The sequence below is a fragment of the Amycolatopsis japonica genome (genome assembly GCF_000732925.1).
Lineage (GTDB): Bacteria > Actinomycetota > Actinomycetes > Mycobacteriales > Pseudonocardiaceae > Amycolatopsis > Amycolatopsis japonica.
Genome location: NZ_CP008953.1, coordinates 2,760,495 through 2,773,223, shown reverse-complemented (window position 1 = coordinate 2,773,223; position 12,729 = coordinate 2,760,495). Strand labels below are relative to the sequence as shown.

The following is a 12,729-nucleotide window of genomic DNA, read 5'->3' as shown; positions in this document are numbered from 1 at the left end:
GGTGTTACCCCCTTTTCTTGGTGAAACGACGAAGTACGAAGACGAGCGCGATCGCGGTGGAGAGGAACAGCACGGCCAGCCCGGCGAGTCCCCAGATCAGCCATCCCGGCCGGTCGTCGGACTGGGCGGCGGCCAGCGCCGGTGTATCGGTGCCGGCGGTCAGCGGGAGCCGGATCGCGGGTGACAGCGGGGAATCCGCGGCGGTGAGCCAAGACCGGCCCGCGACCCCTTGTGCGGCGGCCGAACTGGTCGGGAAATCGGTCTCTCCCCCGGTTCCCTTGGCGAATCCGCCGTCCTGCTGGACGAGCTTGCCCAGCGAGCGCGCGGTTCCGCTCGCGTCGAGACCGGCGGTCTGCCGCGCGGCGGCGACGGTGGCGCTGAGCGCGATGTCCACCTCGCCGCCTTCTCCCGTCACCAAGCCCTCGCCGGTGGGCCGGACGCCGAGCGCGTCCACCGCGGAGACGAACGCCGACACGCGCCGTTCGGTCCAGCCGTCCGGGCGTCTGGTCGGCGGCGCGGCATCCGTGTGCGGACGGGCGACGAGCGCGGTGACCGCGGCGGCCGTCGCGGCGAGGTCGCCGGAACCGCATTCCGCGGTGTCGAGGTGCTTCGGGAAGGTCCCGTCCGCGCATTGGCGGGAGAGGAGCAGTTCGACCGCGGGGCCGGGATCGGCGGCGGTGGCGAGGACCGCCCAAGCGTGCCGCTCGACCGTCCGATCGGCGTCGGCGAACGATCCGGTGTCGGTGAATTCCCCGTCGGTACCGCGCAGTTTCACCAGATCGGCACGCAACGGACCGGCGACGTCCGACTTCGCGAATTCGGCGACGAGCACGAGTTTCGCGAGCGGTTCGGCGTACGACGCCTGACCCTGTTCGTACGGCGCTCCGTGCGCGTAGGCCTGCACGGCTTCGGGCTTCAGCAGGAACCGCGAAGCGCGGGCGACCGCGTCCGGCTGCTGGTCCAACGCCCGCAAGGCCAGCACCACGTCGGCGGTGGCGTCGTAGTCGACGTAGGTCTTGCCGTCCTCGGTGACCTCGACGTGGTCGCCGCCGACGAGCCGGTTCGTCAGGTAGGCCCCGAGGCGGACGGCCGGGGTCGCGGTGACCGGAGCGGCGATCGCCGCGACCGTCGACACCCGGGCGCCGGTGGACGCCTTGGGCGTGATGGATTTCTTGGGCTCAGGAGCGGGCTTGTGCGGCTGCGTCACAGGAGCCGGGGTTTCCGGGACGCCGGTGGTCGGCGGCAGGACTTCGCCCTTCGCAAGCGGGTAGAAACCGACCTGCGACAACCCGAGCGAAGCCTGGGCACTCGCGCGGATCCAGGTGTCGAGGCCGCTGATGCCGGAGGAACGCGCCGCCTCGTAGGAAGCCGGGTCGTAGGCGATCGCGCCGAGTTCGCCCGCGAGCTTGTTCCCGGAGTCGGCCGCGGCGTTCGCCTGCGCGGATTTGAGGAACCGCACGCCCTTGTCCACCGCCGCGTTCGCGCCGCCTGCGTCGACGAGCGCTTGGACGATCAGGCCGGTGCTGTTGGTGTTCGGCGCCTCGGTGCCGACGCCGCCACCCCAGCCGCCGCCGGGCGTCTGGTTCGCCTTGAGCCAGGAGACGGTCTTGGCGATCGGGGCGTCGAGACCGGCCGCGCCCGCCTTCTTCGCGGCCAGCATCGCCGAGAGGGCGAGCCCGGTGGCGTCACCGTCGGTCGGGGAAAGACCGAGCGGTTTACCCTCGTCGCAGGTCGAGACCTTGCGGCCGTCCGGAGTGACGTGGTCGCCGGTCTCCTTCGTCGGGATGTAGGAGAAGAGGACGCGGAAGTAGCCCTCGGAACACTGCTGGGTCAGCAGCCTGTCGATGGCGATCCGGTCGTTCTCTCCCACCACGGCGAGCCCGATCACGCCGAGCGCCTGGCCGAACATGTTCGCGTTGTTGCTCACCGCGTCGGCGAGGGCGGGATCCTTGGAGTAGTCGCTGACCCGGCCCTTGTCGGGGCCCTTGCGCATGATGGCCGCATGGGTCTCTGCGACCAGGTCGTAGCCGTCGAAGGCCCGCGGATTCCGGCCGGACACCTGGGCGGCGACCATCGTCTTCGCCACGGCGCCGCCGACGATGATCTTGTCGTATCCCGCGCCGGGGGCGAGCCCGTCCCAGGTGAAGTAGTCGGTGGCGTGACCCTGGTCGTCGAGGAACTTCACGATCGGCTCGGCCCGCGCGCCTTCGCCCGCGGCGTACATCGCGAAGAGCGCGTCGAGCATCAGGCCGTGGTCGGGCAGTGAGCCGCCGCTGGGGTTGTCGAATGTGCCGTCCGGCTTCAGCTTCGTCGCGAGCCAGCGGGAATTCACCTTCGCCGCACCGGGATCGTTCGCCGCCGTCGCCGTCCCGCTGAGCGGTGCGGCGATCATGGTGACGATGACGGCGAACGCCGACGCGGCCAGGTACCCGCGGCGCATGACTCCTCCTTGCGGCATGGCGGAGGACAGCGCGGGACGCCGCAGTCACCCCTGTTTATCGCGACAGTGGTTCGTACGTCCGCCCGTTCGGTATCCCGGCTCGCCCTGCGAAGGGCCCACGGTTGCGCGACAGCGCCGGATTTCGACCGGCTTCCCCGTCACGGGCGGCGGTGTTCTGTTGTCGAGCCAGCCGAGGTTAACACCTGTTCACCTCCGGTAGGTACCACCGGCCAGTCGGTCGTGAGGATCACATGGGCACCCGGCGGTATCCCGCACCCGACCGGGGTGAGAGTCTTCAGGCGCGGTCGTGGGGGAAGTCCGGTGAGAGTCCGGCGCTGTCCCGCAACGGTGTGCCTTCCAGGCGAGCCCGGTCACCCACATCGCACGGTGTCACCGACTCCTGTCGTGGAAATGCGGGAAAGGGTTCTCATGAGACGTTTGGTTTTCGCTGTCGCCCTGCTGTGCGGCATCGGGCTGGTCGCCGCTCCGGCGGCGGCCGCGGCCACCCACGACAAGGCGGACGCCGCCGCCGGCTGGCTCGCCAGGCAGATGACCGACGGCGAACGGTTCGAGGCCGACTTCGGCGGCCAGAAGTTCCCCGATCAGGGCCTGACGATCGACGCGATCTTCGCGTTCGCCGCGGCCGGCGTGTCGGACACGAACGCGGGCAAGGCGATCGCCTGGCTCGCGAAGCCGGAGGTCACCACCGGCTACGTCGGGGGCGGCACCGAGGCCTATGCGGGCGCGCACGCCAAACTGATGCTCGCCGCGCAGATCCGGGGCAAGGACCTGGCGTCGTTCGGCGGCGTCGACTTGAAGGCGGGCCTGCTTTCGCTGCTCACGCCGTCCGGCCGGTTCTCCGACCGATCCGAGTACGGCGACTACTCCAACGCCCTCTCGCAGTCGCTCGCCCTCCTGGCGCTGGACCGCACCCCGGGCGGCGCCCCGGCGTCGGCCGTGACGTTCCTCGCGGGCACCCAGTGCGCGGACGGCGGTTTCCCGCAGAACTTCGGCGAAGCGACGTGCACGAGCGACGTCGACGCGACCGCGACGGTCGTCCAGGCCTTGCGCGCCGTCGGTGACCCGGTGAACGCCCGCGAGGGCACGTCGTGGCTGGTCACGAAGCAGCACGCGAACGGCGGCTTCGGCGTCGGCGCGAACGCGCCCAACGCCAACAGCACCGGCCTCGCCGCGGAAGCGCTGGCCGGTCATCGTCCCGCCGCCGCGGTCAAGGCGCGGGAATTCCTGCGGTCGCTGCAGACCGGCTGCGCCGGCGCCGAGGCCGACCGCGGCGCGATCGCCTACGACGCCACCGGTCCGAACCCGACGACCGCCCCGCGCGCGACCGCGCAGGCGATCCTCGGTCTGGCCAGGGTTCCGCTGAGCGACCTGCACGGCGGTGGCCGTCCGCAAGCCCCGGTCCTCGCCTGCCCGTGAGGTGAGACCGTTCCCGTAGTTCGCGTGATTGAAGACCGAACTCGCGTGATTGAAGGCGGAACTCACGTGTTACGCCTCCAATCACGCGAGTCACGCCTCTGAGCACGTGAGTCACGGGCAGCGTCACTCGCCGGTGGCGACGCGGCGCGCGAGTTCCACGCGGGACCGCACCCCCAGTGCGGTGAAGATGTTCCGCAGGTGGTGGTCCACCGTCCGGTGGCTGATCACCAGCCGCCGCGCGATCTCCTTGTTCGTCTCCCCCGCCGCCACCAGCCGGGTGATGGCGTCCTGCTGCGGCGTGAGGCCGGCGAGCGATCGGTGCGGAGCGTCGACGGTCTCGCCCGCCGCCCGCAGCCCGGCTCGGGCCCGTTCGGCGAACCGGGTCGCGCCGACGTTTTCGAAGCCGCGCAAGGCATCGCGGAACTGGTCGCGGGCGTCACGGGTCCGGCGATGCCGCCGCAACAAGGTGGCGTATGCGAACCTGGTCCTGGCGAGTTCCACCGCGCCGCCCGCCCGCCGGTGCGCCTCGATGGCCGACTGGAAATGTCGTTCCGCCACACCGGGATCCGACGCCATCAGCGCGTGACAACGGTGGCTCAACGCGAGCCAGCAGGGTTCCGCCCCGGCCAGCGTCCAGCGGTCGAACACCTCCAGCGCGGCACGGGCGCGTTCGGGACGTCCGGCACAGACAGCCGCCTCGACGAGTTGCGGTGTGGCCAGCACGCGGATCACCGGCTGGTCGCCGGAGACGCCCGAAGCGAGATCTTCAAGTCTGCTCAGCGCGTCGTCGGGCCGGTCCTCGGCCAGGTCCAGGCAGGCGTACGCCCACGCGGCGACGGCGGCGGGCCTGCCGAGCCCACGTTCGGCGATGCCCTCGGCCGCCTCGTCCAGCTCCGGCGCACGGTCGCCGAGGAGCGCGGCGGCCAGCCCCAGCAACGTCAGGTGTTCCATCCGCAGGTTGTGGGGCGCGCGCAGGCCGTCGCGGGACGCCGCCCGCGCACACGGGATCCGGTCGAGCGCGATGGCCGAAAGCGCAAGATAGATCAGCGCCCACGGCAGTTCGGCGTGGCGTTTGCCGAGCCGCGCGCGGCTCACCGCGGCCGCCGCGTACTCATGTGCCTGTTCCGCGTGCCCGCGGGCGAAGGCCGCTTCGGCGGCCCAGACGGCTCCGGCGACGTCGGTGTCGGCCATCCCCTTGGCGACGGCTTCCTCCAGCGGGACGACGGCGGCGTCGTGCCGACCGGCGTAAACCGACGTCAAACCCTGGAAATGCGCGAAGGCCAGCCCTTCTCCGGCCGGGACCGTCCGCGCCAAAGCCCGGTAGCCACCGAGGTCGCCGCCGAGCCTCCGCGCCTCGCCCGCCAGCAGCAGCGCGGCGGCCGGATCGGGCAGCAGCCGCGCCGCCGTGCCGAGTTCGTGGGTGGCGACGGCGGGATCGCCGTCGCGCAGCTCGATCTCCCCGTGCAGCAACGCGACCGCGCCCGGTTCGGCGTCGGCTCTGGACAGCAGCAGCCGCGCCCACCCCGGTCTGCCCGCCTGCCAGGCCGCGTCCGCCGCCGCCAGCAGCCGGGCCGCCCGCAATCCCGGATCGGCGGTCAGCGCGGCGGCGCGTTCGAGATGCCGTGCCGCCGCCGCGTGATCCATCGCGGGTGCCGCGGCGAGCGCGTCCGCGAGTGGCTCGGACGGCGTGGCAGTCGCCATCGCGCGATGCCAGAGCGCGTCCGGCCCCTCCTCGACCGAGGCCAGCCGCGCGTGCGCCGCCCGCCGGTCGGCCGGTGAAGCCGCCGCGTACCAAGTCGCCTTCCGCGCGGAAAAGTCCATACAGGTGCCGAGAAAACGCAGACGCTCGTCGAGCGGCATCGCGTCGAGCTCGGCCGTGTACCGAGGCAGCCGGTCACGCAGGATCGGCGAAACCGGCTCCCGTCCGGCCGCCTGCGCGGACGTAAGCGACGCCGCCAGTGCGACCAGATCGGCGGGGTTCCCGTCGCCCAGTTCGACCAGCTGCGGGCGTACCCCGGCGGGCACACCGTGGTCGCGCAGCACTTGATCGGCGGCGGATTCGCTCAACGGTGGCAGCTCGACGGAGTCGAACTCGTCCGATCCGGATCGCGACGCGAGCACCATCCCGACCGGCGCGCCCGCCAACCGCCGGGCGGCGAAACCCAGTGCCGCCAAGGATTCCTGGTCGATCCAGTGCGCGTCGTCGACCCAGCAGATCGTCGGAGCCGAGACGGCGCCGAGCCGGTCTCGCGCTTCCGCGCCGCTGGAGACCGACGCGCCGAACATCCGCTGCAGGGCACCGTACGGCAGCGTGCTTTCCGCCCGCAGGCCCCGCACCCCGACGAGCCGGACGCCGAGGGTGGCGCGCAGCTCGGCGAGCAGGGCCGACTTGCCCAGCCCCTCCGTGCCGCGGATCAGCACGGCGCGCCCGGCGGCCGAGCGCAGCCCGCAGAAGAGGTCGTCCCTGCCCCGCAACGGGTACACAGGCATCCGCGCCTCCTCGAGATCCCTCTCGATGAAACACCAGGCGCAAGTGTTTCACAAGGTCTTGCTCGGCACCCGTCCTTCCACCAGCGCTCCGAGCAGCGTGGACGCCGCGTCGAGATCGGGGGTCCGGGAGGCGAGGACGTCCGAATACAGGAACGCCTCCCCCAGCCGCACGATGGCGTAGCAGAGGCTGTCCAGCCCGACGCTGGGCTCGAAGCCGCCTGCGTCGACGTCGCGGCGCAGGAGCTCGACATGCGCTGCGATCACCCTCGGCTGGACACGGCCGTCCGGGTCGGTGAGCAGCCTGATCGCCAGCACCGGCTCGTCGTCGAGGAAGCGGCGGAACCCCGCGCTCGCCGCCAGCACCGACCGGTATTCCCGCATGATCGCGAGACAGCGCAGTTCGCCGGCCGCGTTGCGCACCACGTCGCCCTCTTCGCGCTCCCAGGTGCGCGCGGCGGCCGTCAGGGTGCGCTCGGACAGGTAGTAGAGGGCATCACCGAGCAGGTCTTCCCGGTTTCCGACGCGACGGAACAGGGTGCTGCGCGAGATGCCCAGATCCTGGGCGAAGGCGGAGGTGTCGACGCGGACACCGCGATCGATCCACCGGGCCGCCGCGCGGACTATGTCCTCGGCTGAGGGATTCACGATCGCCGATCGTACGGGCGCCCGGCCCGGCGGGGGCGACCGCGGACCAAGACCGGCGATTTCACCGATGCAGGCGCCTCCGTCCGTTTGTCAGAGTCCATCACCACGGACTGTGTTCAACGGCGAACGGAGACGGCACCATGCGTAGTACGACCCGGATCCTTTGTGGACTGGCCACCGTCGCGGCACTCACTGTCGCCCCCACGGCCTACGCCGCCGAGAACCCCTACGAACGAGGACCGGACCCGACCGAAAGCAGCATCGAAGCCTCGCGCGGCTCCTTCGCGGTGTCGCAGACCTCCGTGTCGAGCCTGGCCGTGACCGGCTTCGGCGGCGGAACCATCTACTACCCCACCAGCACCGCGCAGGGCACGTTCGGCGCGGTCGCCATCTCGCCGGGATTCACCGCGACACAGTCGAGTATCGCGTGGATCGGCCCGCGGCTGGCGTCGCAAGGCTTCGTCGTGTTCACGATCGACACCAACACCATCTACGACCAGCCCGACAGCCGCGGTGACCAGCTGCTGGCCGCACTCGACTACCTGACCCAGCGCAGCACGGTCCGCTCCCGCATCGACACCTCCCGGCTCGCCGTGGCCGGGCATTCGATGGGCGGTGGCGGTTCACTCGAAGCGGCACAGGACCGGCCGTCGCTGCAGGCGGCGGTGCCGCTCGCGCCGTGGAACACGCAGAAGTCGTGGTCCTCGCTGAAGGTGCCGACGTTCATCATCGGCGGCGAATCCGACACGGTCGCGCCGGTGGCCTCGCACTCGATCCCGTTCTACACCAGCATTCCCGCATCGGCGGAGAAGGCGTACATGGAGCTGGACAACGCCAGTCACTTCTTCCCGAACACGGCGAACACGACCATGGCCAAGTACACGATCTCGTGGCTGAAGCGGTTCGTGGACAACGACACCCGCTACGAGCAGTTCCTCTGCCCCGCCCCGGACGACCGCGCGATCAGCGACTACCGGGACACGTGTCCGCACGCCTGAGTGTCCTCGGCCCCGGCGCACCCGCGCCGGGGCCCCCTTCCGCCGTTGGGAGTTCTTGCGTGACCCTGTCGACCTTCGAGATGTCCGGCGTATCGGTGACCTTCGGTGGTCTCGTCGCGTTGTCGGACGTCTCCCTGACCGTCGCGCCGGGCCGGGTGCTCGGGGCGATCGGCCCGAACGGGGCCGGCAAGACCACGCTGTTCAACGTCGCCTGCGGTTTCGTCCGGCCGGACACCGGCGGGCTGACCTGGCGCGGCACGGAACTGCGGCGGCTGCGCCCGCATCACCTCGCCGGCCTCGGTATCGCGCGTGGCCTGCAGGAACTCGGCTTGTTCGACCGGATGACCGTGCTGGAGAACGTCCTCGTGGGCGCGGGCAGGCACGCGAAATCCGGCTTCTGGTCTTCGCTGCTGGGGCTGACGAAGGACGAGAAGGCCCTGACCGAGCGGGCGATGACGCAGCTGGAGGACTTCGGCATCGCCGACGTCGCCCAGCGCTACCCCACCAGTCTTCCTTACCCGGTAAGGAAAAGGGTCGCTTTGGCGCGAGCGCTGGTCAGCGAACCCGACCTGCTGCTGCTCGACGAACCGGCGGGCGGTCTGTCGTCGGCGGAGATCGACGAGATCGGCACGCTGGTCCGCGGTCTCACCGAACGCATGTCGGTGATGCTCGTCGAGCACCATATGGATCTGGTGATGGGGGTCTGCGACGAGATCGTGGTGCTGGACTTCGGCAGGGTCATCGCCCGCGGCACCCCGGACGAGATCCGCGCCGATCCGGCGGTCCAGGCGGCCTACCTCGGCGAGGAGGTGGCCGGTGCTGACCGTTGAGCGACTCTCGGCGAGCTACGGCCCGGTGCGCGCACTCGATTCCGTGAGCCTTTCGGCCGCCGAAGGCGAGATCACCGCGGTGCTCGGCGCGAACGGGGCGGGCAAGACCACGTTGCTGCGCACCATCTCCGGCCTCGTCCGCCCCTCTGACGGCCACGTCCGTCTCGGCGGCAGAGACTTGAGCCGAGTGTCCACAGAGGACCTTCCCGCGCTGGGGCTCGCGCATGTTCCCGAAGGCCGCGGCGTACTGGCCGAACTGACCGTCGAGGAGAACCTGCGGCTCGGCGCGCTCGGGGCCCGCGGCCGGGTGACGACGGCCGACCTGCGCCGGATCTACGACCTCTTCCCCGTGCTCGCCGACCGCAAGAACGGCCTCGCGCACGTCCTTTCCGGCGGCGAGCGGCAGATGCTGGTCATCGGCCGCGCGCTGCTCTCCCGGCCCAAGGTGCTGCTGCTCGACGAACCGTCCTTGGGGCTCGCACCCAGGATCGTGGCGCGGATCTTCGGGCTGCTGCGCGGTCTCGTCCACGACGAAGGCCTGGCCGTCGTGCTGGTCGAGCAGAACGCGCGCAGCGCGCTGTCCATCGCCGATCACGGCGTCGTGCTCAACCTCGGGCGGGTCGTCGTCCGGCGGGACGCGGCCGCGCTCGTCGCGGACGACGCGCTCCGGCACGCCTACCTCGGATTCTGAAAGGGAGCTTCGTGCAGCAACTGCTCACCACCGCGCTCACCGGCCTGACGCTGGGCGTGGTCTACGCCGCGTTCGCGCTGGCGCTCGTGCTGATCTGGCGGGCGACGCGGATCGTGAACTTCGCGCAGGCGCCGATGGCGATGATCACCACCTACGTCGCGCTCGTCCTGATCGACGCGGGCTGGTCGTACTGGGCGGGTTTCGCCGTCGCCCTGCTTTCGGGCCTGGTACTCGGCGCGCTCGTGGAACGGTTCGTGATCCGGTTCGTTTCGGGGAAACCCGAGGTCAACGCCGTCATCCTGACCCTGGGGCTGTTCATCGTGCTGCAGGCGCTGGCGGCGCTGGTGTTCGGTTCGCGGTACCGGTCGTTCCCGGCACCGTTCGGGCTCACCGGTTTCCAGGTCGGCGGCACGACGATCGCGCTGACCGGGTTCGGCGTGTTCACCATCGCCGCCGTCGGCGTGGTGCTGATCGGGCTCGTGGTGCTGTTCCGCGGTACCGATCTGGGCCTGCGGATGCGGGCCGCGGCCTTCGACCGCGAGGTGGCCCGCCTGCTCGGCGTGCGGGTCGGGCGGATGCTCACGCTCGGCTGGGCGCTGGCCGCGCTCGCCGGTTCGCTGTCGGGTCTGCTGATCGCCGGTGGCGGCCTCGTCCATCCGTCCTATATGGACGGTGTGGTGGTGTACGGCTTCGTCGCCGCGGTGCTCGGCGGGCTGGACAGCCCGGTCGGCGCGGTCGTCGGCGGCGTCGTCCTCGGCCTGTCGCTGAGCCTGGTGAGCGGCTACGTCGGCGCGGAACTGGTGCCCCTCGCCGCACTCGCGCTGCTCATGGCGGTGCTGCTCCTGAAACCCGGCGGCCTGTTCACGAGCGTTCGCGAACGGAGGGTCTGACGTGCTGCGCCGTCATCTGCTGAGTGCGCTCGCCGCGTTGGTCGTCGTCGTGCTCGTGCTGGAGAACTCCGGGCCGTACCTCACCGCGCAGTTCACGACGATGGCGTATCTCGCGATCGCGGCGGGCGGGCTGACCGTCCTTACCGGACTCAACGGGCAGCTCTCGTTGGGACACGGCGCGCTGATGGCCGTCGGCGCCTACTCGACGGCGCTCCTGCTGAAATCGGATGCCTTGCCACTTCTGGTGATCCTGCTCCTGGCGATGGTGATCACCCTCGCGGTCGGGGCGCTCGTGGGGGTCGCCGCCGCCAGGCTGCACGGACCGTATCTCGCCGGGGCGACGCTCGCGCTGGCCGTCGCCGTCCCCGGGATCCCGTTGTTCTTCGGCGAAGCGCTCGGCGGCGAGCAGGGCTTGCCGGTACGGATGCCGGAGATCCCCGGCTGGCTGGCGGACGCCGCGTACTTCGTCACCGGCCAGGACCTCACGTCGATCCGTTACCTCGCTTACCTTTCGTGGTTCGCGGTGATCGCCGTGTTCGTCCTGCTGGCGAACCTGTCGCGCGGTCGCGTCGGACGCGACTGGCGGGCGGTCCGCGACGAGGACGTCGCCGCCGAGCTGGCCGGGATCGACCTCGGCCGCACCAGGGTGCGGGCGTTCGTGGTCAGCGCGGGATGCGCGGGCCTGGCCGGGGCGCTCATGGCGTTGTCCGCGCGGCTGGCGGCGCCGAGCGGTTTCGCGCTGACGCTCTCGCTGTTACTGGTGTCCGCGGTGGTGCTCGGGGGTCTCGGAAGCCTCACCGGAGCGCTCGCCGGGGCCGCGCTGCTGACCTTCCTGCCGCCGCTGGTGACCGGCGCGGGAACGGATCTCGGGCTGTCCGACGTGCAGGCCGCGCATCTGGCGCCGTTGATCTACGGCCTGGTCACCGTCCTGATCGTGCTGCTCGCACCGGCGGGCCTCGCCGGCGGGCTGCGGAAACTCATCCACTGGAGGCGAAGTTCATGAAACGCTGGACCAAGGCCGTGGCCGTCTTCCTGGCCGTGACGGTCACCGCCGCCTGCGGCGCGGGCGGCAGACCCGAGGGCGACCAGAAGGGCTCGACGGTCGGCGTCACCGACACGACCATCAAGATCGGGGCGCATTTCCCGCTGACGGGCGTCGCCGCGCCGGGCTACAGCGAGATCCCCAGTGGACATCAGGCGTACTACGACTACGTGAACGCGAACGGCGGCGTCCACGGCCGCAAGATCGAATTCGTGGTGAAGGACGACGGCTACAACCCGACCACGACCAGCGCCGTCACCAACGAACTGGTGCTCAAGGAAGAGATCTTCGCGATGGTCGGCGGCCTCGGCACGCCGACGCACAGCGCCGTCGTCGACTTCCTGAACAACTCGAAGGTTCCGGACCTGTTCGTGTCGTCGGGTTCGCTGCGCTGGGGCGACGACCCGAAGAAGGCGCCGTTCACCTTCGGCTGGCAGCCGGACTACGAGATCGAAGGCAAGATCATCGGCGACTGGGTGCGCAAGAACCTGCCGAACGCCAAGGTCGGCCTGTTCCTCCAGGACGACGACTTCGGCCGCGACGGCGAGAAGGGCGCGCGGCGCTACCTCGGCCAGCAGATCGTGGAAGTCGCGAAGTACTCGCCGGGCAACACCGACATCGCGCCGCAGATCGCGAAACTCAAGGCCGCGGGCGTGGATCTGGTACTGGGCTTCACCGTTCCGTCGTACACCGCGCTTTCGCAGCTGGCCTCGCTGAAGATCGGGTTCAAGCCGAAGTGGTTCTACAGCAACGTCGGTTCCGATCCAGCGCTCGTCGGTTCCCTGCTCGCGCGGTTCTCCGAGGGCAAGGTGACCAACGGCGCGTCGCTCATCGACGGCGTGGTCACCACCGAATACCTGCCCGGGGTCGACGCGCCGGACAACGCGTGGACGAAGCTGTGGCAGAACATCTGGAAGGCCCACGGCAAGGGCGGCGACCTGACGAACTACCGCATCTACGGCATGGCGCAGGCGTACACGTTCGTCCAGGCGTTGCAGGCGGCCGGAAAGGACCTGACGCGGGAACGGATCGTCGAGGTGCTCCAGCAGTCCGGAAAGGCGTTCGAGGGACCGGGCCTGGCGCCGTTCCGCTACACCGGCGACAACCACCTGGGCATTTCCGGAATGTCGGTGGTCAAACTCAAGGGAGGCGTCGGCAAGGATCTGACCCCGGTACTGGTGACCGACCTCGGCGACGCCCCCATCGAAGCGAACGACTCGGCGGCGAACGACGCGCCGCCGCCGGACGGGATCGCCGGTAGCTGAG

General features: G+C 70.6%; 10 protein-coding genes and 2 riboswitches. Of the genes, 7 read left to right on the top strand and 3 right to left on the bottom strand.

Annotation, left to right across the window (positions count from 1 at the left end; translation table 11 throughout):
* Positions 1 to 4: 4 nt before the first annotated feature.
* Positions 5 to 2,440, bottom strand: a complete 2,436-nt coding sequence (locus AJAP_RS13205) for a hypothetical protein (RefSeq protein ID WP_038511157.1) — start codon at positions 2,438 to 2,440, stop codon at positions 5 to 7.
* Between the two features lie 67 nt (positions 2,441 to 2,507).
* A riboswitch (cobalamin riboswitch) is annotated at positions 2,508 to 2,621 on the bottom strand.
* A 67-nt stretch (positions 2,622 to 2,688) separates the two neighbouring features.
* Positions 2,689 to 2,837, top strand: a riboswitch (cobalamin riboswitch).
* A gap of 32 nt (positions 2,838 to 2,869) precedes the next feature.
* Between AJAP_RS13205 and AJAP_RS13200 the strand changes: the two genes are divergently transcribed.
* Complete coding sequence (locus tag AJAP_RS13200) at positions 2,870 to 3,877, top strand: prenyltransferase/squalene oxidase repeat-containing protein (RefSeq protein ID WP_038511156.1); 1,008 nt, start codon at positions 2,870 to 2,872, stop codon at positions 3,875 to 3,877.
* A 123-nt stretch (positions 3,878 to 4,000) separates the two neighbouring features.
* Here AJAP_RS13200 and AJAP_RS13195 read toward each other — a convergent pair whose 3' ends face one another.
* A complete protein-coding gene (locus tag AJAP_RS13195; RefSeq protein ID WP_038511153.1) occupies positions 4,001 to 6,367 on the bottom strand; it encodes a helix-turn-helix transcriptional regulator in 2,367 nt (788 codons plus the stop codon).
* Positions 6,368 to 6,415: 48 nt separating this feature from the next.
* A complete protein-coding gene (locus tag AJAP_RS13190) occupies positions 6,416 to 7,012 on the bottom strand; it encodes a QsdR family transcriptional regulator (protein WP_038511150.1) in 597 nt (198 codons plus the stop codon).
* 140 nt (positions 7,013 to 7,152) lie between these two features.
* Here AJAP_RS13190 and bdeA point away from each other — a divergent pair, with 140 nt between their 5' ends.
* The 6 genes from bdeA to AJAP_RS13160 are packed head-to-tail and all read left to right on the top strand — an operon-like array spanning position 7,153 to position 12,728.
* Entirely contained in the window at positions 7,153 to 8,010 is an 858-nt protein-coding gene (bdeA, locus tag AJAP_RS13185; protein WP_037345357.1) for a bis(hydroxyethyl) terephthalate hydrolase, read from the top strand.
* A gap of 59 nt (positions 8,011 to 8,069) precedes the next feature.
* Positions 8,070 to 8,840, top strand: a complete 771-nt coding sequence (locus AJAP_RS13180) for an ABC transporter ATP-binding protein (RefSeq protein WP_038511148.1) — start codon at positions 8,070 to 8,072, stop codon at positions 8,838 to 8,840.
* Positions 8,827 to 9,531 carry an ABC transporter ATP-binding protein gene (locus AJAP_RS13175; RefSeq protein ID WP_038511147.1) on the top strand — a complete coding sequence of 235 codons (705 nt, stop codon included), beginning with the start codon at positions 8,827 to 8,829 and terminating at the stop codon, positions 9,529 to 9,531. Before AJAP_RS13180 ends, AJAP_RS13175 begins: the two co-directional genes overlap by 14 nt.
* Positions 9,532 to 9,542: 11 nt before the next feature.
* A complete protein-coding gene (locus AJAP_RS13170) occupies positions 9,543 to 10,421 on the top strand; it encodes a branched-chain amino acid ABC transporter permease (protein WP_038511144.1) in 879 nt (292 codons plus the stop codon).
* A gap of 1 nt (position 10,422) precedes the next feature.
* Complete coding sequence (locus AJAP_RS13165; RefSeq protein ID WP_038511141.1) at positions 10,423 to 11,424, top strand: branched-chain amino acid ABC transporter permease; 1,002 nt, start codon at positions 10,423 to 10,425, stop codon at positions 11,422 to 11,424.
* Positions 11,421 to 12,728, top strand: a complete 1,308-nt coding sequence (locus AJAP_RS13160) for an ABC transporter substrate-binding protein (RefSeq protein ID WP_038511138.1) — start codon at positions 11,421 to 11,423, stop codon at positions 12,726 to 12,728. The genes AJAP_RS13165 and AJAP_RS13160 overlap by 4 nt, the downstream gene beginning before the upstream one ends.
* The last annotated feature ends 1 nt before the right edge of the window (position 12,729 follow it).

Coding starts and splice junctions, on each gene's coding strand:
- bdeA (WP_037345357.1), top strand. CDS start 7,153: ATGCGTAGTACGACCCGGATCCTTTGTGGACTGGCCACCGTCGCGGCA.
- AJAP_RS13205 (WP_038511157.1), bottom strand. CDS start 2,440: ATGCGCCGCGGGTACCTGGCCGCGTCGGCGTTCGCCGTCATCGTCACC.
- AJAP_RS13200 (WP_038511156.1), top strand. CDS start 2,870: ATGAGACGTTTGGTTTTCGCTGTCGCCCTGCTGTGCGGCATCGGGCTG.
- AJAP_RS13195 (WP_038511153.1), bottom strand. CDS start 6,367: ATGCCTGTGTACCCGTTGCGGGGCAGGGACGACCTCTTCTGCGGGCTG.
- AJAP_RS13160 (WP_038511138.1), top strand. CDS start 11,421: ATGAAACGCTGGACCAAGGCCGTGGCCGTCTTCCTGGCCGTGACGGTC.